The organism is Streptodolium elevatio (genome assembly GCF_040649515.1).
In the GTDB taxonomy this organism is placed as follows: domain Bacteria; phylum Actinomycetota; class Actinomycetes; order Streptomycetales; family Streptomycetaceae; genus Yinghuangia; species Yinghuangia elevatio.
The window spans coordinates 21,342-47,144 of sequence record NZ_JBEZFP010000047.1; the positions used below are offsets into that span (position 1 = coordinate 21,342).

Sequence of the window (25,803 nt, forward strand, 5' to 3'; positions counted from 1 at the left end):
AGGGCCGTCCGGCAAGGCAGTTGCCGGGGTGTCAGCCCGTGAGGCCCGCGTACGCCCCCCTGAAGAACAGCAAAGGGGCGGCGTCGCGCGGCACTTCGAGCGCGCTCACGCGGCCGATCACGATCTCGTGGTCGCCGCCGGGCAGGATGTGCTCGACGTCCGCCTCGATCCAGGCGATGCTTCCGGCGAGCCGCGGCGCGCCGTTGCCGCCCTTGTCCCAGGCGACGTCCGCGAACTTGTCGCCGCCGCTGCGGCCCATCGCACGGCACACGTCCTGCTGGTCCTCGGCGAGCACGTTGACGACGAAGGACCCGGCCTCGCGGATGCGCGGCCACGTCGTCGAGGTCAGCGCCGGGGCGAACGAGATGTACGCGGGCTCCAGAGACAGCGAGGTGAACGACTGGCATGCCATGCCCACCGGCGCGCCCTCGTGCACGGCCGTGATGACCGTGACGCCGGTCGCGAAGTGCCCCATGACGTTGCGCATCCGCGCGGGGTCGATCGTGACGCTGGACATGGCGGCCCCAGAGCTCATGGAAAGCGACTATGACTAATAGTCGTATGACTTTTCGTTGCGCCTATGACACGCGATTTCCGACCCCCCGTCAAGAGGGCGTAGGCAAGCTCACGTACGACACGCGGCCCGGGAACTTCCGGGACCCCTCCCCGCGTCCTGCTGATGGCAAGTACCTTCGGTGCGGAAACCGGACAATCGACCGGACACATCGAGATCCAGAACCTCGGAGGGATTCCCCCATGGCTGTGAGCCTCAGCAAGGGTGGCAACGTCTCGCTCACCAAGGAGGCCGCGGGCGGCACGCTGACCGCCGTCGTCGTCGGCCTGGGCTGGGACCTGCGTACGACGACCGGCGAGGACTTCGACCTCGACGCCAGCGCGATCGTCGTCAACACGTCGGGCCAGGTCGCGTCGGACCAGCACTTCGTGTTCTTCAACAACGCCTCCACCCCGGACGGCAGCGTCGTGCACACCGGCGACAACAAGACCGGCGAGGGCGAGGGCGACGACGAGCAGATCAAGGTCAACCTGGCCGCGCTGACCCCGGACATCGACAAGATCGTCTTCCCGGTGTCGGTGTACGACGCGGAGACCCGGCGGCAGTCCTTCGGCCAGGTCCGCAACGCGTTCATCCGCATCGTGAACGAGGCGGACAACACCGAGCTGGCGCGGTACGACCTCTCGGAGGACGCGTCCACCGAGACCGCGATGCTGTTCGGCGAGATCTACCGCAACGGCGCCGAGTGGAAGTTCCGCGCGCTGGGCCAGGGCTACGCCTCCGGCCTCTCGGGCATCGCCAAGGACTTCGGCGTCAACGTCTGAGCACCGCACCACGACCACCCGAAGGGCCCCGGCATCCGCCGGGGCCCTTCGGCCTTCGGCGGTCGCCGACACAGGCCGCCCGCCGAGAACGTCCGCGAGACCGTCTGAATACGGATGATTGCCGTCATCCCGGGTGCGCCGATCCGGTGCGCCTTCGGAAATCGTCGCGCCGACGGTCCCGATCGAGGGAATTCCCCTCCCTTCGTACCGCTCGGCCCGACACACTGGTTTTGCAGTGCATGGCGGGGGGCGCCCAGAGACGACGCTGCCGGTCGCCCGTGCCATCAACGAGCAGTCGTTCCGGAGGCGTGGTCACATGGCGGTAGCGAGCAGCCGAGCGGACCGGTGGAAGAGGGCCACCCTGGTCGCCGCGGCCGCACTCGTCCTGGTGGTCTTCTGGGCGCCGGCCGCGTCGGCCGCCCCGAAGCGCACGATCATCCTGGTGGTCGACACCTCGGACTCGATGAACGAGCCCACCGGAAACGGCCAGGACACCCGGCTCACCGAGGCCAAGGCCGCGCTGCGCTCGACCATCGGCTCGCTGGCCGACAGCGACAAGGTCGGCCTGCACGAGTTCTCCGGCGAGTGCGGCGACGGCGGCGAGCTGCTGGTGGAGCCCGCCACCGGCAACCGCGGCGCGCTGCGCGACGAGGTGGACGCGCTGCAGACCAACGGCCGCACGCCCACCCCCGACGCCATCCGCGCGGCCGCGAACGAGTTCCCCAAGGACTCGTCGGAGAAGGTCCTCATCCTCGTCTCGGACGGCGAGAGCTCGTGCGACGAGGACCCGTGCGAGGTCGTCGTCGAGGTCCAGCAGCAGGCGGGCATCAAGTTCGTCGCACACACCGTCGGCTTCCAGACCAGCGACCAGGCCAACACCGAGCTGAGCTGCATCGCCGACACCACCGGCGGCAAGTACTTCGCGGCCGACGACCAGCAGGGCATCACCGACAGCCTGGAGGAGGCGCTGCTGCCCGTCGTCGGCGGCGACGTCTCGACGATCCTCAACGCCCTGCCCATGCCGAGCGACGTGCCCCTGGACCCGGAGAGCGTCGGCAAGACCGCGGGCCTCGCGGCCGGCCTCGTCCTGCTGATCGGCTTCCCCGCCGAGTTGTTCAACCGCACGTTCGAGGCGAACCAGCGGCGCATCTCGCGATGGTGGCGGCGGCGCGGCGGCGGCCCCGCGGGTGCCGGCGGGCCCAACCCCGCGGGCGGCGGCGGGACCGGCCCGTTCCCGCCCGGTGGCGGCGGCGGCATGGACCCCGGCGCCGGCGGTGCGGGCGGCGGACCCGGCGGCGGTACGACCGGGATGCACGCCTCCCCGTCCGGCGGCATGACCGGGCTCCACGCGTCCGACCCCGGCGGCATGACCGGGCAGCACGCGGGCGGCGGCGGGGCGTACGGCCCCGGCGGCTTCGCCGGACCGGACCCGGGTGCGGGCGGTGCGGGCGCGGGCGCGTACGGGCCGGGCGGCGCCGCGGGCATGGACCCGGGTGCGGGCGGTGCGGGGGCCGGCGGCGGCGCGTACGCCTCCGGCAGCGGCACGTACGGCGCGTCCGGCGGCACCGGTGCCCACGGCGCGGCGAGCGGCTCGGGCGCGTACGGTGCGTCCGGCGGCCCGGGTGCCCATGGCGCCCCCGGGGGTTCGGGTGCGTTCGGCACCGCGGCGGTCCCCGGGCGCTCGCTGTGGGCGTCGCCGTGGATCCTGCCGGTCTTCGTCGTGCTCAGCGCGCTGGCGTCGACCTTCGTCGACCCGGACTCCGGGTTCAACGCGAAGTCCGGGATCCTGCTGCTGGGCTTCCTGGTCGCGGCGCCGCTCGTGATCTTCGCCTACTCCTGGCCCAACGAGCGGAACGCCAAGCGGGCTTCCGGCGTCCCCGGAGTGCTCAAGACCGTGCCCGCCGCTCTCGGCCTGGCGATCTTCTGCACGGTGCTGTCGCGCATGTCGGACTTCGTTCCCGGCTACGTCTTCGGCCTCGTGATCGGCTATGTGGCGCTGCGCGAACGGCGGTTGAGCCGGGCCCAGGAGGGCAAGGGCGTGCTCTTCGGCGCCGTCGGCGCGCTGCTGGTCAGCGTCGCCGCCTGGGTGGGCCTGGAGTTCGTGCACGAGAAGGCGATCGCCGTGGACGCCAACGTCGGCCTGGTGATCGCCGACACGATCCTGGGCACCACGTTCATCCTCGGCGTGGAGACCGTCCTGTTCGGCCTCATCCCCCTGCGGGTGCTGGACGGCGACAAGCTGCGCCAGTGGAACACCTGGGTCTGGGCGGCGACTTACACCGTCGCGATCCTCCTCTTCGTGCACGTCCTGGTGCTCAACTCCGGCCGGGCCGGCTCGGACGACGACACTTCGCTGACCGCCGCGCTGCTGCTGTTCGCCGGATTCGCGCTCGTGTCGGGCCTGTTCTGGGCGTACTTCAAGTACGTCCCGGACCCGGCGCTGATGCCCGCGCCCGCGGGCATGCCCGTCGGCGCGGCCCGGGCGGTGCCGCCGCGCGTTCCCCCGCAGATGGCGCCGTACATGCCGCCGCCTCCGCCCGGTGCGATGCCGGGTGCGTCGCCCGGTACGGCCCCGCCCGTCGCCGGCGGCACCGGAACGGCCGTGCCGCCGCCGCCCGTTGGGCAGCCGTACGTACCGCCGCCCGGCCGACCCCAGGCACCCCCGGTGCCGGCGACTCCGCCGCCGACGACGATGACCCCGCCCCCGCCGCCTCCCGCCATGCCGCCGAACGTACCGCCGACGATGCCCGGCCACGTGTCGCCGCCCGACGTGCCTCCCCCGCCGGCAGGACCACCCCCGGGAACCCACTGACCCGCCGTCGTCACACGCGTACCGGGATTCCGGGGCCCCTCTGCCAACATCCGTATGAGACAAGGAGAAACAGGGCAGAGGAGTCCTCGGAGAGGATTCGCTGTGACCACATTTCTGATCGTCATCGTGATCGTGGCCGTACTCGCGGGCGCCGCACTCGTCGTCGGACGCCCGCTGCTGCGGAGGCAACGACTGCGGCGCCGTTTCGGTCCGGAATATGACCGCGCGCTCGGCCAGTTCGCCACCCGCAGAGACGCCGAACGCAACCTCGCGGAACGAGAACGCATGTTCCGCGACCTCGACATCCGGGAACTGCCGGATGCGGAGAAGGACAAGTACGAGAACGCCTGGAGCGCGCTCCAGGAGCGTTTCGTCGAGTCCCCGAGCGACGCGCTCGCGGAGGCCGACGTCCTCATCACCCGCGTGATGCACGACCGCGGATACCCCACCGGTGCGCGGGAGAAGCGCATGGAGATCCTGTCCGTCAGGTACGGGCACTCCATCGACCGCTACCGGCAGGCCCAGGAGATCGAGCGCCTTCGCGAGGCCGGCAAGGCGTCCACCGAGGATCTGCGCCAGGCGATGCTGCACCACCGCACGCTGTTCACCGACCTGCTCGGCCGTGCTCCGGTCCCGGTGGCCCGGGGGAAGTGAGGCTGCTCATGACTTCTTCGACGTCGTCCACGAATTCGCCGACCGACAAGACCACCGATGACGCGCCGATCGTCGAGCGCGACGACCGCGACCGGGCGACCCGACAGGCGCGCGTGACCGAGAAGACCGGCTCCGCCCTCAAGCCGCCCGCAACCATCCCGGCACCGCCCGGACCGGTTCCGGCGCCTTCGACCGGCCGCGGCTCGGCACGGCAGCCCGCACATGCCGCACCGGCCAGGGCAGGCGAGACGCTACCGCCCTTGCTGGGCAAGTCGGTTGCCGACGGCCTCCGCAAGCGGCTGCGCGAGACGCTGGCCGGATTCGTCGACAGCCCGGACGACGCAGTCGCCGGCGCCGACGAGATCTACGCCGCCGCGGTCGACCAGCTGATGGAGGCCCTGGTACGCCGCCGCGAGGAACTGTCGCGTCAGCGGCAGGGCAAGAACGGCGACACGGAGGCGCTGCGCCAGGCCCTCCTGCAGTACCGTGCCGCGCTCGAGGCGATCGTGACGCTCTGACGGTCGAAGCGCGCGTGGCGGTCGGAGGCCGCCGTCCGGATCCCGCGATCCGGTCGGCGGCCTCCGCTTGTCCGCGAAGCGGGCGCTCCGAGGCCCCGTGCTCAGGAGCCGCTGAGGAAGTCCACCAGGATCTCCGCCACTTCGTCCGCCTTCTCGACGATCACCAAGTGCGCGGCGTCGTGCACGAGGACGAGGCGCGCGCCGGGGATCCCCGCGGCCACCTCCTCCGACAACGCGACCGGGGTCGAGGGATCGCGCTCGGCGGCGACGACCAGGGTCGGGACCGTCACGGCGGCGAGGCGGGCGCGTACGTCGAAGGTCGCGATCGCGTCGCACACCGACGCGTAGCCCTCCGCGGGACAGGCCTGGAGCATCGCCAGCGTCTCCGCGACGACGCCCGGTTCGCGGGCGGCGTACTCCGGGGTGAACCAGCGGCCCAGTACCGTCTCGGCGACCGCCTGGACGCCGTCGCGCCGGACCAGTGCGGCCCGCTCGTGCCAGGCCGGGGGCTCGCCGAGCTTGGCGCCGCTGCAGCACACCACGAGCCGGTCGAGGCGCTCGGGCGCGTCCAGGGCGAGGGTGAGGCCGAGCGCGCCGGCGAGCGAGATGCCGGCGTACGCGAACCGCTCGACGCCGTACCGGTCGGCCAGCGCCACGACGTCCGCCGCGAGGTCGGACATGGTCGGGCTGCCGGGCGGCAGTTCGGAACCGCCGTGGCCGCGCGTGTCGAAGCGGAGCACACGGTGCGTCGCGGCGAGGGCGGGCACGACCGCGTCCCAGACGCGGCCGTCCGCGCCGAGCGGCGAACCCAGCACGATGACAGGTGCGTTCTCAGGGCCGTCGAACCGGTGGTGGAGGGTGGCAGGCATGCGTCGCCTTTCGCGTGCGGATCCTTCCGGAAGATCCTCGCAGCCCTCGGCGGCAGACGCGCCCGTACGCTCCCGACACGTTGTGCATTGTGGGTCTGACGGGTCGTCAATAACCTGAGCGGTTCGTCCGTGATTCCGCCCAGCCGCCTTCGGAGGCCCCGGTGAAGTACACGCTCCGCGCCGAACCGATCGAGTTCGTGCAGACCGCGCCGCGCCGCCGGTCCTGGACGGCCGACCTCGCCGCGCCGCCGCAGCAGGTGTTCGCCGCGCTGACCGACGACCCGGATACGTGGAAGACGTGGTTCCCCAACTTCCGGGGCGGACGGTGGCTCGCGGCGGCGCCGGACGGTGGTCACGGGGTCGGGGCGCGCCGTGAAGTGCGCCTGGTCAAGCCGGTGGTGTTCCACGAGACGGTGATGGCCTACGAGGAGCCGACGCGCTGGGCGTACCGGATCGACGGGCTGACGGTGCCGATGTGCCACGCGCTCATCGAGGAGTGGGCGATCGAGGAGCGCGGCACCGGATCGCGGGTGACCTGGACGTTCGCCGCCGACCCCATGCCGTTGATCGCCTTCACGCTGCGCTTCATGCCGTGGGCCATGAGCTCCACGTTCCACCGGGCCATGAAGCGCCTTGACCGCAAACTGGCCCCGGTCTCGGCCTGAACCGCAAGACCCGCACTCCCGTAAGCGGAGCGAGTGAGGAGTAGGCGGGGAACCGCGCGGGCGCGTCGCGGAGGGGGAAGGGCAGGGCGGGTAGGGCGCGCAGCGGGTGGGAGCTGAGGAAGCCTTGCGCAGCGGCTCGGCGCGCAGCGCGGGTGGGGAGCGTCGCAGCGCGGGCGGGGCGGGGACGCGTAGCGGGCGGGGCGCAGAGGGAGCCTGGCGCAGCGGGTGGGCGCGCAGCGCGGACGGGGTGGGACGCGATGCGGGTGGGGAGCGTCGCAGCGCTGGTGGGGCGGTGACGCAGAGCGGGCGGGGCGCACGGGGAGCCTCGCAGAGAGAGGGCGCGCGGAGGGGGAGAGGAGCGTCCCGGAGTGCGTGGGTGCGCGGGGTGGGTGAGGAGCGGCTCGGAGTGTGGGGCGCGGGGCGGGTTGGCGTGCGGGGCGGCGGCGGGCTGGTGGGTTCGGGGTGACTGGTCCGCTCGTCCGCCGACGGTCGACCACGGGCGGGGCGGGGGTTCCCTCGAACCTCGCGCCGGTTGCGTACGGTCCCGCAAAACGGCAGGTCGCACAGGCGGAATTGCCCTTTTTGACACAATATGAGAGCCACGTGTGTCGACTAGGGAGAAGATCGCATGGGATCCGCGAACCTGGGGGGTCTTGGGAACCTCGGCAGCCTCGGCGGGCTGCTGGGCGGCGCGCTCGGGGGTTCGGGCGGCGGTCAGAACCAGCTGCTCAAGACCGTGCTCGGCATGTTGCAGGGCGGCGGATCAGGAGGCGGCGGCCTGGGCGGGCTGCTCTCGCAGCTGAACGCGGGCGGCCTGGGCGACCAGACGAAGTCCTGGGTCGACAGCGGCCGCAATCAGCCGGTCAGCGGCCAGGAGATCACCAACGCGCTCGGCGAGGAGCGGCTCAACCGGCTCGCGGGCGAGGTCGGCATGACGCGCGAGGAGACCGCGGCCGGGATCGCCGCCACGCTGCCGCAGGTCGTCGACGCGGTGACGCCGGACGGCGAGGTGCCGCCCGAGTCCGACCTCGACCAGGCACTGACTCAGTTCCTGGACGAGACCGGCGGCGCTGCCCCGGCGGCGGCCCCGGCAACGGGCCCGGCGCCGGACGCCGCCCCCGACCAGGCCCCTGGGTCGGCTTCCGAGACGGGCGCGGACTCGGGCGCGGAGGCGCCCAAGAAGACCGCGGGAACGGAAGAACCGCCAGGCACTTCCTGAGCGGCCCCGAGTCCGGGATCCGCGGAGCTGCCCGGCAAGCGGGCCCACTCCGCGGATCCCGCGTTCGTGGGTCGGTGACTCGGCAGGCCGACACCTTCGGAAGTCCGGGAGTCGGACGTCCGGGACTCGGAAGCCGGTGGCTCAGAAGAGGTAGCCGCTCGGAACCCCGGGGGCGACCCGGTGGTGGGAGGCGCCGCCGCCCTCCCCCGGGGCCGCGTCCTCGCCGCACGCAATAGCGGCGGAGCCGAACGCGGCGACGGCGGCGGCCAGAAGAAATGCCGCGAGGAATCGTTGCGCCGACATGCCGTGCCCAACGGCCCGGTACGCCCGGGGCCACGCACGCTCACCCGGTCGGCCCAACAACCCGCGCCCGGCCGCCCGGACCCCGCTCCCGGGCTGCCGCTCCGCTCAAACTCCCGGCGCCGGCGCGAACGCGCACGGCATGTGCTTGATGCCGTTGATGAAGCTCGACCGCAGCCGCTGCGGCTCGCCCGCCATGTGGATGTCCGGTAGCCGGCCGAGGAGTTCGCGGAACATGATGGTGATCTCCCGCCGGGCGAGATGCGCGCCGAGGCAGAAGTGCGGGCCCGCACCGCCGTACCCCACATGGGGGTTCGGGTCGCGCGTGATGTCGAAGCGCCGCGGCTCGGGGAAGACGGCGCCGTCACGGTTCGCCGACCAGTAGTACATCAGGAGCTTGTCGCCCTCGGAGACGGCCTGGTCGGCGAGGACCGTGTCGCGCGTGGCGGTGCGGCGCATCCACACCACCGGCGACGCGACGCGTACGATCTCCTCGACCGCGGTGGGTGCGTACCGCTCGAAGTCGCCGAGCCACAGCGCGCGTTGGTCGGGGTTCTCGGTGAGCAGCCGCAGGCCGTGCGAAATGGCGTTGCGGGTGGTCTCGTTGCCGGCCACGACGAGCAGGATGAAGAACGACGCGAGCTCGTCGGCGGTCAGGCGCTCGCCGTCGACGTTGCCGTTGACGAGGGCCGAGATGACGTCGTCCGCCGGGTTCTCCACCCGGTAGGCGCCCAACTCGGTGAGCAGCGCCGCCAGTTCGGCTCCGGCCGTGAGAAGGACGGTTATGTGGTCGGCGTCCTCGGGCACGTATTCCGGGTCGGCCACCCCGATGATCGTGTTGGTGCGGTCGAGGATGAAGCCGTAGTCCTTCACGGGCACGCCCATCATGTCGCAGATGACCTTGAGCGGCAGGCGGGCGGCGATCTCGGTGACGAAGTCGCAGGAGCCCAGGGCCGCGACGTCGTCCACGACGGCTGCCGCGGCGGTTTCGACGTCCTGCTCGAACTTCTTGATCATGCGCGGGGTGAACGCCCGTGACACGATGCGGCGGAGTCGGTGGTGCCGGGGGTCGTCCATTTCGATCATCGAGCCGAAGAACTCCGCGAACTCGGTCGGGAAGTCCGGGATGTGCGTCGCGCCGCGCCCCGAGCAGAAGTCCTCGGGGCGGCGGCTGACCTCCAGCAGGTCCGCGTGCCGGGTGACGGCCCAGTAGCCGGGGCCGCCGGGCAGCGGGCTCGGCGGTTCCGGGTAGTACGGCAGCGGCCATTCCGCACGCAGGCGGGCGAAGCCGTCCTCGCGTTCGCCGAACGGCCCTGCCCAGAAGTCCATGTCGGACAGGTTGACCCAGTCCGGTGCGGCCTTGGGGCGCTGCCGTCCCGCGGATTCCCCGGCTCCCCCGCTGTGCTCGGTGACCGTCATGCGTTACCCCCGGTACGGTTCGGGTTTGAGGCACAGGGAACCACGAACTCCGGTGGCAAGTACAGGGGTCGTACACCGAATTGCCGGCGCCGGGCCCCCGGTGGGCCCGGTCGGCGGGAGTCCCGCGTCAGGTGGTCGGCGCCCCTCCGTTGACCTGCCAGGTCTGCCCGGTGATCCACTCCGCCTCGCGGGAGGCGAGGAACACGCAGGTGGCGCCGATGTCCTCGGGCTTGCCGAGGCGTCCGACGGGGATCGCCTTGGCCATCGCGACGGTCGCCGAGGCCTGTCGGCCGCTGCTGGCCGGGTCGATGAGCCCGACCGCGATCGAGTTGGCGGTGATGCCCTCGCGCGCGTGCTCGACGGCGAGGTGCCGGGTGAAGGCGATGGCGCCGCCCTTGGCCGCGCCGTACAGCGATACGCCGATGTTGAGACCCTGGGTGCCCGCGCCCGAGGCGATGGTGATCACGCGGCCGTGGCGGCGGGCGCACATGCCGTCGAGGACCGCGCGCGTGGCGTTCATGACGCCGAAGAGGTTGATGTCGGCGAACCGCTGCCAGTCGGCGGGGTCCGAGTCGCGGAAGCGGGTGGGCCGGAAGCCCTCCGCGCCGCCGTTGCCGGCGTTGTTGACCAGGATGTCGACCGGGGCGACCATGCGCTCGAACGCACGTACCGCGGGGGCGACGGCGCCCTGGTCGGTGACGTCGAACGGCAGCGCGTACGCCGAGCCGCCCGCCTCGCGGATGCGTGCCGCGACCTCCTCCGCGCGCTCGGCCACGATGTCGTTGACCGCCACGGCGGCCCCCTGACGGGCCATCAACTCGGCGATACCCGCGCCGACGCCCTGTCCCGCACCGGTCACCAGCGCGGTCCTGCCATGCAGTTCAAACATGCGCACCTCCGTCCCGCGCGGAGCAAACCACCGCCCGCCGACAGAGTCAATGGTGGAGTCAATCAAGTGATTGGGCCCACGGCCGACCTGCGCGGACGTGACACGGAGCCGGTCCTCAGCCGTAGACTTCGCGGCACCGGACGGCTCCGTACGGACCCGGCCGACCAACCGACCGATCACCCCGCCCGCCCCGGCCCGGGTGGTCCCCGACCAGGACGCGGGAGTGAGCGTTCCCTTGCAGCCGGACGACCCCAAGCCGCCCGACACCGAAACGCCGGGCATATCCGACACGCCCGATCCCTCCGACGCCCCGAAGTTCGCCGACGGACCCGAGGCCCTGGCCGCCCAGCGGCAGGTCCAGGGAGCCGTCGAACGGCTGCTCCGCCTGCAACAGAGCCGCCGCGTCCACGGCGAGCTGATGAGTGCCGCCCGCGCGCAGGTGTCGCAGCCCGCCGTGATCCTGCTGGCCCGCCTCCAGGCCGACGGCGGCCTCACCATCGGCGAGTTGGCCCGGCGCACCCACATGGACATGTCGCTGGTCAGCCGCGAGCTGCGCAAACTCGAGACCGAGGCGATGGTGACGCGGGCCACCGACGCCCGCGACGGCCGCGTCACGCGCGTCGGCCTCACGCCCAAGGGACGCGGGATCGTCCGGCGGCTGCGCAACGTGCGCGACCGGCACATCTTCGAGGTGCTGTCCGCCTGGTCGGCACAGGAACTGGTGGCGCTGGGCGACCTGATGACGCGCTTCGTCGACGACCTGCAGTCGGTGCGCTACCGCGACGCGGACACCGACGGCAGCGGAGGGCCCGAGACGACCAAGGGGTGAGCGCGCGGCGGGCACGGACGCGCGGCACGGATGCACGACCACGGACGCACGGCGCGAATGCGTGCACGGACGCGCGGCCACGGACGCGGCGCAGGCGAGCGGCACCAGTGTGCGGGGCGGACGTGCCCGGACCTGACCCCGGGTCAGGCGGGCTCCCGCAGCTGCACGGCCAGGCCGCCCACCGCCGCCTCCGCGTCCGTGCCCCGCCCGCGCACCGTGACCGGCGTACCCGCGCGGGCGCCCAGGCCCATGATCTCCAGCACGCTCGACGCACGCGCGACCCGGCCGCACGCGACGAGCTCGACGTCGGCGACATAGCGGGCGGCGGTACGCACGACGGCGCCGGCCGGGCGCATGTGCAGATCGGCGCCGAGCACGACGTCCTCCGCGTACTCCCCGGCCCCGGTCCCCGCCGCGGTCCCCGCCTGGCCAGGCGCCGCGGCGGTCTCGCGCCCCGCCTCCGCCTCGGGCTCCGGGCCGCGCCCCCGCTCAGAGCTTTCGGACATTCCGCGCCTCCTCCGCCGCCGCCACCACGGCCTCCAGATCCGCGCCCGTCCCCGCGGTGACCGCGGCCGCGACCGCCCCCTCGACGAACGGGGCGTCCACCAGGCGCACGCCGGGCCAGGCCTCCTCCAGCAGCAGCGCCCGCACGGTCAGCACCGCGCTCCCCAGGTCGGGCAGCACCACCACACCCGCACCGCCGTCCGCCTCGCGCAGCGCCGCCGCGACACGATCGGCGGACGTCCCGAGCCCGCCGTCGGGACCACCGGCCGCGATCCCGACGAACACCTCGCCGCCACCGATCTGCCCGACGAGTTCCCGCACTCCCTCGGCGAGAGTGCGGCTGTGCGATACCAGGACGAGACCTACGAGATTGCCCACGATCGGGCATGCTACGAGAACAGTCGCGCTCCGTCACTTGCGAAGGCACGCACGGTGCGCGCGTACCGGCGAAGGAGAGGACCATGAAGAAGTTCCTCAACGACCCCGAGTCGGCGGTCGACGACGCGCTGGCCGGGCTGGCCGCGTCACGGCCCGATCTGCTCGTCGACCGGGAACTGCGCGTCGTCACGCGGGCGGGCGGGCCACGGCCCGGCAAGGTCGGCCTGGTCTCCGGCGGCGGCTCCGGCCACGAGCCGCTGCACAGCGGATTCGTGGGCCCGGGCATGCTGGACGCCGCCTGCGCGGGCGAGATCTTCTCGTCCCCCACACCGGACCGCGTGCTCGCGGCGACCCGCGCGGTCTCCGCGGGCGCCGGCGTCGTGCACATCGTCAAGAACTACACCGGCGACAACCTCAACTTCGACATGGCCGCCGAACTCGCCGCCGAAGAGGGCCTGGAGGTGGCGAAGGTCCTCGTCGACGACGACGTCGCGGTACAGGACTCGACGTGGACCGCCGGGCGACGCGGCACCGCGGCCACCCTCGTCGTGGAGAAGATCACGGGTGCCCGGGCGGAGGAGGGCGGCGACCTCAAGGCGGTCGCCGAGGCCGGGCGGCGGGCCAACGAGGCCTCGCGCTCGTACGCCGTCGCCCTCGCCGCCGGCACCGCCCCCGCGGCCGGCCGACCCGGGTTCGACCTCGGCGACGACGAGATCGAGATGGGTGTCGGCATCCACGGCGAGCCCGGTCGGCTGCGCGCTCCGCTACGCCCCGCGCGCGAGCTGGTCGCCGCCATGGTCGACGCGGTCCTCGCCGAGCTGCCCGCCTCCGGCGACCCTGTCATCGCGCTGGTCAACGGGCTGGGCGCGACGCCGCTCCTGGAGCTGTACGTGGTTTACGGACACGTGGCGGAGGAACTCGCCCGCAGGGGCGTCCCCATCGCCCGGAACCTGGTCGGCACGTATGTGACCAGCCTCGACATGGCCGGGGCGTCCCTCACCCTGTGCCGGGCGGATACCGAGATGCTGCGCCTGTGGGACGCGCCGGTCGACACTCCGGCACTGCGCTGGGGCTGACGCCGCCGACCGCCGGACGACCACCGGGACGACCACCGGACAAGGGAGCAACGTGGGAGACCTGGACACCGCGACGACACTGTCCTGGATGCGCGCCGTCGCCGCGTCGATCGCGGAGCACGAGGCGGAGCTGACGGCGCTCGACGCCGCGATCGGCGACGGGGACCACGGCGCGAACCTGCGCCGGGGGTTCTCCGCGGCGGCCGTCGCCGCGGAACGCCTCGCCGCCGAGGATGCCGAGCCCGGCCCGTTCCTCGTCGAGGTGGGCGGCGCGCTGATCTCCAACGTGGGCGGCGCCGCCGGGCCGTTGTACGGCACCGCGCTGCGCACCACGGGCAAGGCCATCACCGGGCCTTCCGCCGACACCGCGACCCTGGCGGCGGCCCTGCGGACCGGACTGGACGCGCTGTGCCGCCTGGGCGGCGCGGTCCCCGGCGACAAGACCATGGTCGACGCGTTCGACCCGGCGGTGGCGGCCATGCAGGCCGCCGCGGACGCGCCGCTCCCGCATGCGGCACTGCTCGCCGCGGAGGCCGCGGAAGAGGGCATGCGGGCGACGGCGCCGTTGCGCGCCCGCAAGGGCCGCGCGTCGTACCTCGGCGACCGCAGCATCGGCCATCAGGATCCGGGGGCGACCTCGACGGCGCTGATGTTCCGCGCACTTGCCCGAGCCCTCACCCCCACCGCATGACGCCCCGCGCGCGGGACGGCCGACCGGTGCCGCGGAACGGCCCGTACCCCCGGGACGAAGCCGACCCCGTGAAGGAAGCCGGCCCCATGGGCGACGCCGCCCCCCGGGACGACGACCGCGGCCTGGTGCTGCGCGGCGTGCCCGGCGCCGGCGGGGTCGCGGTGGGGCGGATGGTGAGCGTCGACGAGACCCCCGGCGGTGCCGGGCACGGCAGCGTGGCCGACACCGGCGGTACCGGGCACGGCAGCGTGGCCGACGCGCTCGCCGCCGTCGCGGCGGAACTGACCGGGCTGGCCGACGCGCTGCGCGGCGAGGGCCGCGTCGAGCAGGCCGACATCGTCGAGGTCGGCGCGCTGATCGCGGAGGACCCCGCATTGCGGTCGCTCGCCGAGGAGTTGGCTCGCGCCGGGCTCACCGCTGTCGAGGCGGTCGTGGCGGCGACAAACCGGCACGCGGACGCGCTCACCGCGCTCGGCGACCCTGTCTTCGCCGACCGTGCCACCGACATCCGGCAGATCGGCCGACGCGCGGCGGCCTGGCTGCGCGGCACCGGGCGTCCGACGTCGCGCGGCACGGACGTCGTCCTGGTGGGCGACGAACTCGCCGCCGCCGACGTGCTCTTGCCGGGACGCGGCCCTGTCGGCGCGGTGTCCGCGCGCGGCGGTCCGACGGGTCATCTTGCGGTGGTGGCAAGGGCGTTGGGAATCCCGCTGGTCCTCGGTGCGGACGTCCGCGAACTGCACGGGACGGCGGATCACCGCGTACTCGTGGACGGTGACCGCGGCCTGGTCGTCGTCGACCCGCAAGTCGGGGACCTGGTACCGGACTTCACCCCGGCCGAGGAATCCGAGACGACCGACGGGGCGACGCAGGCCGAGGTGCGCCCCACCACAACAAGGGACGGCCGCCGCGTCCGGGTGCGGGCCAACGTGGGCAGTTACCGCGAGGCCGCCGCCGCGCGGGCGAACGCGGCCGAAGGCGTCGGCCTGCTGCGCACCGAACTGCCGTTCCTGGCGGCCGACCACTGGCCGGACGCCGAGGAGCACACCGCGTCGCTCGTGCCCTTGCTGCGCGACGGCCCGGAGGGCACGGTCGTGGTCCGTACGCTCGACTTCGCGGGCGACAAGCGGCCTGCGTTCCTGACCGGAGGTTCCGGTGCGGAGCGCTCGGACGCCATGCTGCGCACGCAGTTCCGCGGCATCCTGGCAGCCGCCGCGACCACCGCGCGCGCCGTACGGATCCTGGTGCCGATGGTCGAGGGCGCCGCCGACTTCGCGCGCTGTCGCCATCTGTTGGCGGAGGTGTGCCGGCTGTCCGGCGTCACGCGCCGCCCGCCGCTCGGCGCGATGGTCGAACTGCCGGGCGCGGTCGACGAGGCGGAAGCGCTGGCCGCGGCGGCGGACTTCCTGGCGCTGGGCACGAACGACCTCACCGCGGCACTGCTCGGTCTGGCGCGCGACGACCCGGCGCTGAGCCCCAGGCGCACCGCCGATCCGGTCGTGCTGACGGCGGTGCGCCGCGTGGTCGGGTACGCGCACGCCTTCGGCCGCCCGGTCTCGGTGTGCGGCGACGCGGCCGCCGACCCGCGCGTACTCCCCCTGCTCCTCGGGCTCGGCGTCGACGCGCTGTCCGTGGCACCGCCCGCGTTGGCGGCGGTGCGCGAACAGGTGCGCGCGCTGGACTCGACACGCTGCGCCGAGCTGGTGCGCGAACGCCTCGCGCGCGGCGGCGAGTGACGCAGGCTCAGATGGCGCAGCGACGAGCGGAGAAGGGCTCGGGGCGCGGGCTCACATGGCGCGGGCCCACCGACACGGACTCAGCCGACTCGCACTCAGCCGACTCGCACTCAGCCGACTCGGACTCAGCTGACTCGGACTCAGCTGACTCGGACTCAGCTGACTTGGACTCAGCCGACACGGACTCAACAGCTGGGGTCGAACAGCACCTTCAGGCACCCCTCCGAGCGGTCCGCGAAGACCTCGTAGCCGTGGGCGGCCTCGGTCAGCGGGAGGCGGTGGGTGAACACGTCCACCGGGGTGAGGCGGCCGTACCGGATCAGCGGGATGAGCTCGGCCCACGTGGCGGCCACCGGCGCGGTCGTGAAGCGGATCGTGATGTTGCGGATCAGCAGCAGCGGAGCGGCGATCGGGAAGGCGAAGTTGGCGTTGACGCCCACCACCGACACGGTGTGCGAGGTGCGCACGGCGTTGAGCGCGGCGGTCAGGGTCACGTCGTGTCCGACCGCCTCGATGACCGAGTCGGCGCCGAGGCCCCCGGTCGCGGCAAGCACCTGCTGGGCGATGTCGCCCGCGGACGCGTCGATCGGCTCGGCGCCCAGCGCCTCGGCCATCGCGAGGCGCTCGGGTACGCGGTCGGCCGCCAGCACCCGGCCGGCACCCAGCACCTGCGCCGACTGGAGCGCGTACAGACCGACCGGGCCGAGGCCGATGACCAGGACGGTGGATCCGGGCCGGATGTCCGCGCGGCTCGCGGCCGTCCAGCCGGTGGGCAGCGCGTCGGTGAGGAGCACCGCGTTGTCGACCGAGATGTCCTCGGGGATCGGCAGCAGGGCCATGTCGGCGACCGGGATCTCGACCGCCTCGGCGTGCCCGCCGGGCAGGTCCGGGCCGCTGCCCAGCACGCGCAGGCCGCCGCCGGTGCAGTCGATGCCGTTGCCGGCCGCGCAGCCCGCGCACTTGCCGCAGCCGAACACCGGCGAGACGAGGACGCGGTCGCCGGCGCGCACCCGGCTCACCGCGCTGCCGGTCTCCAGTACCGTGCCGACCACCTCGTGGCCGGGCCGCAGGCCGCTCACCGCGAAGTCGCCCTCGTAGAAGTGCAGGTCGGAGCCGCACAGCGCGCTCGCGGTCACCTGCACGATCGCCCCGTCGGGGCCACTGAGCACCGGGTCGTCGACCTTCTCGACGGTGACGTCGCGGGTTCCGTTGATGACGACGGCGCGCATGGGCTGCTCCGGGGAGAGAGTCAGTAACAGTGTTACAGGCGCGAATCTAGCCGACGCGCCGTACGGATGGCAGAGCGCTCGGTGGGCAACTCCGGTGGGTCGCCGCCCGGGCGGCGTGACCTTCGTCCCACCACCGGCCTCGCGTCGAGTCGATCTCGCTAGCGTGGGCGCCATGTCGATGGCTCAAGCCCTGCGCGCACACGGCCGCCGGGCCGTTTCGCGGACCCTGCACCGCGGCTGGGACGCGGTGCGCAAAGCCGGTGCGATCACCGCCGACCGGCCCGGTCTGCTGCGGTTCGGGGCGCTCGGCTCAGGGTCGAAGTTCGCGTTCCCGACCGGCACGATCTTCGGCGAACGCTGGATCCACATCGGCGAGGAGACCGGGTTCGGCGACCACGTGAGCCTGTCCGCGGGGCTCGCGCCGGGCCACGACCTCGGCAGCAGGCCGATCGTCACGATCGGCGACCGCTGCACGATAGGCCGCGGCAGCCACATCGTCGGCCACCACTCGATCGCGATCGGCGACGACGTGTGGACCGGGCCGTACGTCTACATCACCGACCAGAACCACAGCTACGCCGACCCCGACCAGCCGATCGGCAAGCAGTGGCCGGTCAACGACACCGTCGTGATCGGCGACGGCAGTTGGCTGGGCGCCGGGGCGATCATCCTGCCCGGCGCCCGGCTGGGCCGGAACGTCGTGGTGGCGGCCGGCTCCGTGGTGCGCGGGACGGTGCCCGACCACAGCGTGGTGGCCGGCGTACCGGCGAAGGTCGTGCGCCGGTACGACCCGGCCACCGGCTGGGACCCGCCCCTGCGCAACATCCCCTCCGGCATCCCGGACGGCGTCACGCACGAGCAGTTGGTGGCACTGATCGAGCAGTGGGAGAACCACGCGGCGGACTGACACGGCCGGGGCGGTCACGTGTCAGGGCCGCTCGCGCGGCGGACGGAAGGCCTGCTGAGGCAAGGCCTGCGGACGGAAGTCCGGCGTCAGACGGGCAGCAGGCGGAAGGCCGACGCCACATCGGCGTCAACCGGCCTGGAAAGACCGGGAGTTCGGCGGGTCCGAGGGCCTGCCGGGGGCGACACGTGTGCGATGCCGCCCCCGGCATTCCAGCACCGGTCCCCGGCACCGGTGGTCCTTGTCCCCCGCCTGATCCCCACTTGCTCCCCCATCTGATCCCCACCTGTTCCGCAGGCGTTTTGGCCGCCCGTTCCCCCGACGGCCTTGGTATGCCGGGCCGTTCCGTTACGCGGTCAGCCCGGTGAGCCGCAACCGCAGGCTCAGGTTGTCGAACACCGACACGACCTGGCCCAGCGCCCACGCGGGTGTCGTCCAGTCGCCGTCCAGCAGCGAGACGGAGACCTTGCCCTGGCCGACGGCGGTGGTGTCCGCGTTGCCGACCGGCTCCGGGGCGTTCGGGTCGACGCCCAGGTCCAGACGGAAGCACGTGGCGCACTGGTCGGGCGCCGGCACGTACTTGGTGAAGATCGCCTCGGCCGAACCGACGTTGGTGAGCGCCACCTTGCCGGTGGGCTTCACCGGGTAGTTGACGTTGAGCGTGGCCTTGCCGGGCAGCACCGGGCCGTTGCGCGGCGCGGTGGCGACCAGTTTCTCGACCAGCTTGACGGTGAAGCCGACGGCCTGCGGGATCTGCGGGAACGGGTTGGTCGGGTTCGCGACGTCGAACTCGGCACTGACCGCGATGGACGGAACGCCCTTCTCGGCGGCCGTGATCGCGGCACCGACGGTGCCGGAGTGGTTCGTCGTGGCACCCATGTTCTGGCCCGCGTTGATACCCGAGATGACCAGGTCGGGCTTCTTGTTCTGGTACACGTGCTGGATGCCGAACGCGACCGAGTCGGCGGGCGTGCCCTCCACCGACCAGATGCCGGGCTCGACCTCCGCCGCCTTGAACACCGAGCCGGGCTTGGCGTTGATGCCGGTGCCCTTGCCGGACTGGTCCGTCGCCGGGGCGACGATCACCGCGTTGTGTCCCGCCGCCCTCAACGCGCCCTGCACCGCGCGGATGAACGGGAACTGGTAGCCGTCGTCGTTGGACAGCAGGATGTCCAGCCGCTTGGGCGCGGGTGCGGGCGCGGCCGCCTCGGCGGCGGGCGCCGCCAGGCCGAGCACCGATGCGCAGACCGCAAATGCGGTCACGAGTCTTACGGGTCTGTTGCCGAACCGAGCCATCTCGGGCCTCCGTGGAACGAAGAGGTGATTGCCGATGACGTGCAGCGGCACCCGGTGGACGGTACGGGTAGCGCGATCGAGCGCAAACGATTCCCCCCGGTGGACACGCGCGCGGCTCCCCTGCGCGGACTCGTGTCAACCAGCGGTTAGCGAAAATAGGCTCAACACGCGGACATTTCAATAGAACAAATGCGGCCGTTCACCCGGGCGGGGGCGCGTTCCGTATCAGCCCGCGGGCCGGGCGACCCGGCGACCGGGTAGGCGGGCAGCCGTGCAGGCGGCGGCCAGACGGGCCACCGGCAACGCCGGGGCAGCGGCGCCGACGCCGGTCAGGTCGCCGGGTAGCGCTTCGCCCAGTGCGTACGCGGTCCGTCGGCGCCGTGCAGCGCGGCGGACTGCGTCATCTCCATCGAGAAGTCGTCGGCGAGCTGCAACATCGTGCCGCGGCCCTCCAGTTCGGCGACCAGGTCGGCGGGCAGCGCGGTCTCCCCGTGCATGGCCCCCAGCAGGTTGCCGCAGATCGAGCCGGTCGAGTCGCTGTCGCCGGAGTGGTTGACCGCGAGCAGGAGTCCGCTGCGGACGTCCGGGGCCACCAGCGCGCAGTACAGCCCGATGGCCAGGGCCTCTTCGGCGGTCCAGCCCTGGCCCAGTTCCTCGACGCGACCCGAATCGGGGGTGCCGGTCCGGACCATGGCGAGCGCCGCCTCGACCGCGGCCACGGTCTCCTCGTGCCCGTCGTGGGCGGCGGCGATTTCCAGCGCTCCGCGTACCCCGGCGTCGATGCTCGCCCCCTGCATGAGGGCGTGCACCACCACCGCGAACACCCCCGCGGACAGGTACCCGGTCGGGTGACCGTGCGTCAGCACCGCGCACTCCACCGCGAGTTGGAAGACGAGGTCCGGGCTCCAGCCGACCAGCATGCCGAACGGCGCCGAGCGCATCACCGCGCCGCAGCCCTTGGAGTCGGCGTTCTTGGGCTTGTCGAGGGTGCCCATCACCTCGTCGTCGAGGCCGCGCAGGCACGCGTGGCCCGGCGCGCGGGAACTGTAGAGCCATTCCTCGCGTACCAGCCAGCCCTCGTCGCGGCGTTCGTCCGGGCCCCACTCGCTCTGCGTGGCCTTCCAGCGCAGGTACGCGCGGTGCACGTCCGACGGCGGGTGCCACAGGCCGTCGTCGCGGCGCACGTGCGCGCGTATCAGCCCCTCGACGGTGAACAGGGTCATCTGCGTGTCGTCGGTGATGGCACCGCGCCGGTGGTACGCCGTGACGTACCCGGTCACCCCGTCCGCACCGTGCTGGGCGCGGATCTCGTCGAGCGACAGGAACTCGATCCCGGCGCCGAGCGCGTCGCCGACGGCACCGCCGACCAGGCATCCCCTGACCCGGCTGCGGAAGTCCTGCTGCCGCTCTCTCGACCACAGTGCGGCCATGGATGTCCCTCCCCGAAGTCGGAGGGGCCGCGGACCGCCGGCTCCCCTCCGGCCCGGTCCCGCCCCGCTGAGTTCACCTGCGTACCGTCGCGTGCCGCCGGGGTGCCCGGTCGCGCCCCGTGCGGAAGCGTACCGACAGACGGGGTTCCCGGGCCGCCCATCTGACGATGCGTCAGATGGGCGTTCCGCTTCGCACCCCGGCGGGCCCCCCGACCGGCCGTCCGGCTGCCGGACGGCCGCCGCATGCGGTGCGGCGGCCGACCGGGAGCGGACGCACCGTCATCCGAGGATCGGCAGCATGATCTTCTCCACCTCATCGTCGTGGCGCCGCGCGACTTCCTGCCGCTCCGCGCCGACCTCGCCGTACGTCGTGGTGCGCTGCCGCGCGCGGCGCCCCAACGACGCGGCCATCGCCTCGAGTTCGGCGATCGACTTGCGCGAGCCGTTGTCGGCCCCCGCCATCCGCGAGATCGTCTCCTCCATCAGGGTGCCGCCCATGTCGTTGGCACCGCCCTGGAGCATCAGGTTGGTGCCGTCGACCCCGAGCTTGACCCAACTGGTCTGGATGTTCGAGATCTTGCCGTGCAGCAGGATGCGCGCCATCGCGTGCACCGCGCGGTTGTCGCGGAGCGTCGGCCCCGGGCGGGCGATGCCGGCCAGGTAGACGGGCGCGTTGGTGTGCACGAACGGCAGCGTCACGAACTCCGTGAAGCCGCCCGTCTGGTCCTGGATGCGGCCGAGCAGGCGCAGGTGCGCGAGCCAGTGCGCGGGGGTGTCGACGTGGCCGTACATCATCGTCGACGAGCTGCGGATGCCAAGCTCGTGGGCCGTGGACACGACCTCGACCCAGGTGGCCGCCGGCAGCTTGCCCTTGGTGAGGATCCAGCGCACGTCGTCGTCCAGGATCTCGGCCGCGGTGCCCGGGATCGTGTCGAGCCCGGCCTCCTTGGCCGCCTGCAGCCAGTCGCGGATCGACATGCCGGTGCGCGTCGCGCCGTTCACGACCTCCATCGGCGAGAACGCGTGCACGTGCATCTCCGGCACCCGCTTCTTCACCTCGCGCGCGATGTCGAAGTACGCGGTGCCCGGCAGGTCGGGGTGGATGCCGCCCTGCATGCAGACCTCGGTGGCGCCCACCGCCCACGCCTGCTCGGCGCGTTCGCCGACCTGCTCCAGCGAGAGCGTGTACGCGTCGGCGTCGGTGCGCCGCTGCGCGAACGCGCAGAACCGGCAGCCGGTGTAGCAGACGTTGGTGAAGTTGATGTTGCGGTTGACGATGTAGGTGATCTCGTCGCCGACCACCTCGCGCCGCAAGTCGTCGGCGATCCGCGCGAGTTCGTCGAGCGCCGGGCCGTCCGCGTGGAACAGCGCGAGGGCCTGCTCGTCGGTCAGCAGCGTCGGGTCGGCGGCGGCCTGCGCGAGAGCGGCCTTGACGTCGCCGTCGATCCGCACGGGTGCGGCCTGGCCGTCGACCATGCTGTCGCGCCCGTAGGTGGCCTGGCCGCGCAGTTCCTCCCAGTCGCCGTAGACCTCGTCGAAGTCGTCGCGGCGGTCGGAGGTACGCCCGGTCGTGTCGATCGTGACGTGCAGGTCGGTACGCCCGGACGCGGCCGCGAACAGGTCCTCGGGCTCCTGCCACGGCAGGCCCTCGGGGTTCTTCCCCTCGACCGCCATCCCGTCGGCGTCGCTCAGCGCCCGCACGTGCGGCAGCACCCGCGGGTCGATCCACGGCTCACCGCGGCGGATGAACTCCGGGTAGATCGTCAGGCGTTCGCGCAGCGTGAAGCCGGACTCCGAGGTGCGCTCGGCGAGTTCGTCGATGTGCGGCCAGGGACGCTCGGGGTTGACGTGGTCCGGCGTCAGCGGCGACACGCCGCCCCAGTCGTCGATGCCCGCGCGGATCATCAGCGCGAACTCCTCGCCCACCAGGTTCGGCGGGGCCTGCACGCGCATCTTGGGCCCGAGCACGATGCGGGTCACCGCAATGGCGGCGGCGAGTTCCTGCAGGTCGGCGTCCGCGACGGAGCGCATCGCGGTGTCCGGCTTGGCGCGGAAGTTCTGCACGATGACTTCCTGGATGCCGCCGTACTGCCGGGCGGTCCTGCGCAGCGCGAACACCGACTCGGCGCGCTCGGCCATCGTCTCGCCGATGCCGATGAGGATGCCGGTGGTGAACGGCACGTTGGAGCGGCCGGCGTCCTCCAGGACGCGCAGGCGTACCGCGGGCTCCTTGTCGGGCGAGCCGTGGTGCGGGCCGCCCGGCTCGGACCACAGGCGCGTCGCGGTGGTCTCCAGCATCATGCCCATCGACGGACTGACCGGCTTGAGGCGCTGGAGGTCGGTCCAGGACAGCACGCCGGGGTTCAGGTGCGGGAGGAGGCCGGTCTCCTCCAGGACGCGGATGGCCATGGCGCGGACGTACGAGAGCGTGTCGTCGTAGCCGTGCGCGTCGAGCCATTCGCGGGCCTCGGGCCAGCGGTCCTCGGGGCGGTCGCCGAGGGTGAAGAGGGCTTCCTTGCAGCCCATCGCGGCACCCTCGCGCGCGATCTCGAGGACCTCGTCGGGGCTGAGGAACATCGAGTGCCCCTCGCGCTTCAGCTTGCCGGGGACGGTCACGAAAGTGCAGTAGTGGCACTTGTCCCGGCACAGCCGCGTCAGCGGAATGAACACCTTGCGGGAGTAGGTGATCACACCCGGACGGCCCACCGCGTCGAGGCCGGCGTCGCGCACCCGGGCCGCCGAGGCGCACAGGTCGTCGAGGTCCGTGCCCTTCGCGTGCAGCAGCACCTCGGCTTCGGAGACGTCCAGCATGACCCCGTCACGGGCACGGCGCAGGGCGCGCCGCATCGCGTTCTCGGTCGGAGTCTGGGTCATGCGACACCCCTCGCTGTCGTGCTTATGGCCGGTCCGTACAGGGCTTTTGGGCCTGAACAGACCAACTGTAGGCGTGCCCCCGAAGACGTACGCGGACTCGTGTCGCACATCACGCCGCTCCGCGCTCCGGCATCCGGAACACGCCGAAGGCCCGGCCGCACGGGTGCGGCCGGGCCTTCGTACACGGCGTGCGATCAGGACGTACTCAGAAGCTGACCGATTCGTTCGTGACGGTGTAGGTGTCCTGGCCCGAACGCAGCACCTTGCCGTTGACGGCGCCGGTGACCTGGCCGTCGCGCACGGTCTCGACGCCGTTGACGCGGACCGAGACGATGCCCTCCGACTCGGCGGTCAGGCGCGGGCTGTCGCCCGGCAGGTCGTGCACCAGGCGCGCCGGCCCGGAGTTGACCTTCTCCGGGTCGAACAGCACCAGGTCGGCGTGGTAGCCCTCGGCGATCCGCCCGCGGTCCTTGAGGCCGAACAGCTTGGCCGGGTCGGTGGTGAGCATCTGCACCGCGCGCTCCAGCGAGACCAGCTTGCGGCCGCGCAGCGAGTCGCCCAGGAAGCGGGTCGTGTACGTCGCACCGCACATGCGGTCCAGGTGCGCGCCCGCGTCCGAGCCGCCCAGGATGACGTGCTTGCTCTCCCAGACCTCCTGGCGCAGGTCCCACGACGCCTGGTCGTTGTCGGTCGGCATCGGCCACAGCACGGTCCGCAGGTCGTCCGCGGCGCAGATCTCGACCAGCGCCTCGAACTCCTCCTGGCCGCGCTCCTTGGCGATGTCCGCCACGACGCGGCCGGACAGGCCCTCGTTGGCCGCGGAGTAGGTGTCGCCGATGACGTACCGGCCGAAGTCCACCAGGCGGCGGAAGACGCCCGCCTCGGGGCTGTTCGCGCGGCGCAGCATCTCGGTGCGGGTCTCCGGGTCGCGCAGCTTCGCGATGCGCTCCGGGACCGGCAGGGCCAGGATCTCGCCCCAGCCCGGCAGCAGGTTGAGCGCGCAGTAGGTGAGCAGCGACATGTTCATCGGCACCAGCACCGGCAGGGTGAGGATGACGATCTTGCCGCCGGCCGCCTCGGCCTTCTCCGACGCGTAGATCTGGCGCGGCACGCGGTCCGGGTCGGCCGAGTCGACGGTCAGCACGTTCCAGTTCATCGGACGGCCGGCGGTCACCGTCATCTGGGTGAGCAGCTCGATCTCGTCGTCGTCGAACTTGTCGAGGCAGCCCGCGACGATGACCTCCAGCTGGGTGCCCTCGTGCCGGCCGACCTCGGCGCAGAGCGCCAGGACCTCTTCGGGGGTCGCGTGGCGCGACGGGACGGGGTTGCCGTCGCCGTCGGTGTGGTTCGAGCGGCCGGTGGAGAAGCCGAGCGCGCCCGCCTCCATGGCCTTCTTCAGCTCGACGACCATGGCCTCGACCTGCTCGGGCGTGGCCGCCTTGCCGAAGTCGGAGCCCATCACGTAGCGGCGGATCGCACAGTGGCCGGCCATGAACGCGGCGTTGACGCCGATCGTGCCGTCCAGCTTGTCGAGGTACTGGGCGAAGGTCTCCCAGCTCCAGTCGATGCCGTTCTCCAGGGCCGGGAGGGCCATGCCCTCGACCTTGGCCATCATGCGGCGGGTGTAGTCGGCGTCCTCGGCCTTGAGCGGGGCGAGGGTGAAGCCGCAGTTGCCGCCCACGATGGTGGTGACGCCGTGGTTGACCGAGGGGGTGGCGTACGCGTCCCAGTGGAGCTGCGCGTCGTAGTGCGTGTGCGGGTCGATGAAGCCGGGGGCGAGCACGAGGCCGGTGGCGTCCTCGGTGGCGGCGGCTTCCTCGGTGATGCTTCCGGTCGGGCCCACCGCGACGATGCGGCCGTCCCGGATCCCCACGTCACCTCGGTAGGAGGGTGTGCCCGTTCCGTCGACGACGGTGGCTCCGGTGATGAGGTGGTCGAGCATGACCCGGACTCCCTACTTCGATACAGAGGCGCCTGCGTGGTGCGGTGTTCCGGCGGCCCTCCACGGCGCATGCCGAGGACCGACCGCGATTTCCTGATGGTACGTCAGATTTCACATTTGGCGAGGGGCCCGGAGTCGTGAGTTCGGACTCACCTTAGGTTGCCCTAACCCGTTCCGAGCCCCCGCGAAACGCCTCGCGCGGCCCTCGTCACGGGCCGCCGAGCACGGTCG

General features: G+C 72.6%; 23 protein-coding genes. 11 read left to right on the forward strand and 12 right to left on the reverse strand.

What is annotated here, in order from left to right:
- Positions 1-31: 31 nt before the first annotated feature.
- A complete protein-coding gene (locus AB0C36_RS19325; RefSeq protein ID WP_358355579.1) occupies positions 32-535 on the reverse strand; it encodes a flavin reductase family protein in 504 nt (167 codons plus the stop codon).
- A 221-nt stretch (positions 536-756) separates the two neighbouring features.
- On the opposite strand from AB0C36_RS19325, the gene AB0C36_RS19330 reads away from it, so the two are divergent.
- The 4 genes from AB0C36_RS19330 to AB0C36_RS19345 all read left to right on the forward strand — a co-directional run bounded on the left by AB0C36_RS19330 (position 757) and on the right by AB0C36_RS19345 (position 5,322).
- The gene (locus AB0C36_RS19330; protein WP_358355581.1) at positions 757-1,338 is read left to right on the forward strand and encodes a TerD family protein; all 582 of its coding nucleotides are present in this window, start codon (positions 757-759) and stop codon (positions 1,336-1,338) included.
- Positions 1,339-1,654: 316 nt separating this feature from the next.
- Positions 1,655-4,150 (forward strand): FGLLP motif-containing membrane protein, encoded by a 2,496-nt coding sequence (locus AB0C36_RS19335; protein WP_358355583.1) that lies wholly within the window; start codon positions 1,655-1,657, stop codon positions 4,148-4,150.
- A gap of 102 nt (positions 4,151-4,252) precedes the next feature.
- Complete coding sequence (locus AB0C36_RS19340; protein WP_358355585.1) at positions 4,253-4,804, forward strand: hypothetical protein; 552 nt, start codon at positions 4,253-4,255, stop codon at positions 4,802-4,804.
- A gap of 8 nt (positions 4,805-4,812) precedes the next feature.
- The gene (locus AB0C36_RS19345) at positions 4,813-5,322 is read left to right on the forward strand and encodes a hypothetical protein (RefSeq protein WP_358355587.1); all 510 of its coding nucleotides are present in this window, start codon (positions 4,813-4,815) and stop codon (positions 5,320-5,322) included.
- 101 nt (positions 5,323-5,423) lie between these two features.
- On the opposite strand, the gene pcaD is transcribed toward AB0C36_RS19345, so the two are convergent.
- Positions 5,424-6,191, reverse strand: coding sequence for a 3-oxoadipate enol-lactonase (pcaD, locus tag AB0C36_RS19350; protein ID WP_358355589.1), 768 nt, complete (start codon positions 6,189-6,191; stop codon positions 5,424-5,426).
- Positions 6,192-6,352: 161 nt separating this feature from the next.
- Here pcaD and AB0C36_RS19355 point away from each other — a divergent pair, with 161 nt between their 5' ends.
- A complete protein-coding gene (locus AB0C36_RS19355) occupies positions 6,353-6,856 on the forward strand; it encodes an SRPBCC family protein (protein WP_358355590.1) in 504 nt (167 codons plus the stop codon).
- 628 nt (positions 6,857-7,484) lie between these two features.
- Positions 7,485-8,075 (forward strand): YidB family protein, encoded by a 591-nt coding sequence (locus AB0C36_RS19360; RefSeq protein WP_358355591.1) that lies wholly within the window; start codon positions 7,485-7,487, stop codon positions 8,073-8,075.
- Between the two features lie 141 nt (positions 8,076-8,216).
- Here AB0C36_RS19360 and AB0C36_RS19365 read toward each other — a convergent pair whose 3' ends face one another.
- The 3 genes from AB0C36_RS19365 to AB0C36_RS19375 all read right to left on the reverse strand — a co-directional run bounded on the left by AB0C36_RS19365 (position 8,217) and on the right by AB0C36_RS19375 (position 10,683).
- Positions 8,217-8,378 (reverse strand): hypothetical protein, encoded by a 162-nt coding sequence (locus AB0C36_RS19365; RefSeq protein ID WP_358355592.1) that lies wholly within the window; start codon positions 8,376-8,378, stop codon positions 8,217-8,219.
- Between the two features lie 105 nt (positions 8,379-8,483).
- Positions 8,484-9,794 carry a cytochrome P450 gene (locus AB0C36_RS19370; RefSeq protein ID WP_358355594.1) on the reverse strand — a complete coding sequence of 437 codons (1,311 nt, stop codon included), beginning with the start codon at positions 9,792-9,794 and terminating at the stop codon, positions 8,484-8,486.
- 127 nt (positions 9,795-9,921) lie between these two features.
- Positions 9,922-10,683 carry an SDR family NAD(P)-dependent oxidoreductase gene (locus AB0C36_RS19375; protein ID WP_358355596.1) on the reverse strand — a complete coding sequence of 254 codons (762 nt, stop codon included), beginning with the start codon at positions 10,681-10,683 and terminating at the stop codon, positions 9,922-9,924.
- A gap of 223 nt (positions 10,684-10,906) precedes the next feature.
- Here AB0C36_RS19375 and AB0C36_RS19380 point away from each other — a divergent pair, with 223 nt between their 5' ends.
- Positions 10,907-11,512: a MarR family winged helix-turn-helix transcriptional regulator gene (locus AB0C36_RS19380; RefSeq protein WP_358355597.1), complete on the forward strand. Its 606-nt coding sequence runs from the start codon at positions 10,907-10,909 to the stop codon at positions 11,510-11,512.
- A gap of 143 nt (positions 11,513-11,655) precedes the next feature.
- Here AB0C36_RS19380 and AB0C36_RS19385 read toward each other — a convergent pair whose 3' ends face one another.
- On the reverse strand, positions 11,656-12,018 hold the full coding sequence (locus tag AB0C36_RS19385) for an HPr family phosphocarrier protein (protein WP_358355599.1): 363 nt from the start codon (positions 12,016-12,018) through the stop codon (positions 11,656-11,658).
- Positions 12,002-12,394 carry a dihydroxyacetone kinase phosphoryl donor subunit DhaM gene (gene dhaM / locus AB0C36_RS19390; protein WP_435839073.1) on the reverse strand — a complete coding sequence of 131 codons (393 nt, stop codon included), beginning with the start codon at positions 12,392-12,394 and terminating at the stop codon, positions 12,002-12,004. The genes AB0C36_RS19385 and dhaM overlap by 17 nt, the downstream gene beginning before the upstream one ends.
- Before the next feature lie 83 nt (positions 12,395-12,477).
- Between dhaM and dhaK the strand changes: the two genes are divergently transcribed.
- The 3 genes from dhaK to AB0C36_RS19405 all read left to right on the forward strand — a co-directional run bounded on the left by dhaK (position 12,478) and on the right by AB0C36_RS19405 (position 15,897).
- On the forward strand, positions 12,478-13,470 hold the full coding sequence (gene dhaK / locus AB0C36_RS19395; RefSeq protein WP_358355600.1) for a dihydroxyacetone kinase subunit DhaK: 993 nt from the start codon (positions 12,478-12,480) through the stop codon (positions 13,468-13,470).
- An 88-nt stretch (positions 13,471-13,558) separates the two neighbouring features.
- Positions 13,559-14,161 (forward strand): dihydroxyacetone kinase subunit DhaL, encoded by a 603-nt coding sequence (gene dhaL / locus AB0C36_RS19400; RefSeq protein ID WP_358355626.1) that lies wholly within the window; start codon positions 13,559-13,561, stop codon positions 14,159-14,161.
- Positions 14,162-14,247: 86 nt separating this feature from the next.
- Positions 14,248-15,897, forward strand: coding sequence for a putative PEP-binding protein (locus tag AB0C36_RS19405; protein WP_358355601.1), 1,650 nt, complete (start codon positions 14,248-14,250; stop codon positions 15,895-15,897).
- Positions 15,898-16,082: 185 nt separating this feature from the next.
- Here the strand turns inward: AB0C36_RS19405 and AB0C36_RS19410 are convergent, their stop codons facing one another.
- A complete protein-coding gene (locus tag AB0C36_RS19410) occupies positions 16,083-17,126 on the reverse strand; it encodes a zinc-binding dehydrogenase (RefSeq protein WP_358355603.1) in 1,044 nt (347 codons plus the stop codon).
- A gap of 172 nt (positions 17,127-17,298) precedes the next feature.
- Between AB0C36_RS19410 and AB0C36_RS19415 the strand changes: the two genes are divergently transcribed.
- Positions 17,299-18,033 carry an acyltransferase gene (locus AB0C36_RS19415; RefSeq protein ID WP_358355605.1) on the forward strand — a complete coding sequence of 245 codons (735 nt, stop codon included), beginning with the start codon at positions 17,299-17,301 and terminating at the stop codon, positions 18,031-18,033.
- A gap of 345 nt (positions 18,034-18,378) precedes the next feature.
- Here the strand turns inward: AB0C36_RS19415 and surE are convergent, their stop codons facing one another.
- From surE to AB0C36_RS19435, 4 genes are all read right to left on the reverse strand, one after another.
- Entirely contained in the window at positions 18,379-19,293 is a 915-nt protein-coding gene (surE, locus tag AB0C36_RS19420) for a 5'/3'-nucleotidase SurE (protein ID WP_358355607.1), read from the reverse strand.
- A gap of 362 nt (positions 19,294-19,655) precedes the next feature.
- Positions 19,656-20,756, reverse strand: coding sequence for an ADP-ribosylglycohydrolase family protein (locus AB0C36_RS19425; RefSeq protein WP_358355608.1), 1,101 nt, complete (start codon positions 20,754-20,756; stop codon positions 19,656-19,658).
- A 279-nt stretch (positions 20,757-21,035) separates the two neighbouring features.
- Complete coding sequence (locus AB0C36_RS19430; RefSeq protein ID WP_358355610.1) at positions 21,036-23,630, reverse strand: bifunctional FO biosynthesis protein CofGH; 2,595 nt, start codon at positions 23,628-23,630, stop codon at positions 21,036-21,038.
- A 205-nt stretch (positions 23,631-23,835) separates the two neighbouring features.
- Positions 23,836-25,572 (reverse strand): N-acyl-D-amino-acid deacylase family protein, encoded by a 1,737-nt coding sequence (locus tag AB0C36_RS19435; RefSeq protein WP_358355611.1) that lies wholly within the window; start codon positions 25,570-25,572, stop codon positions 23,836-23,838.
- Between the last annotated feature and the right edge of the window lie 231 nt (positions 25,573-25,803).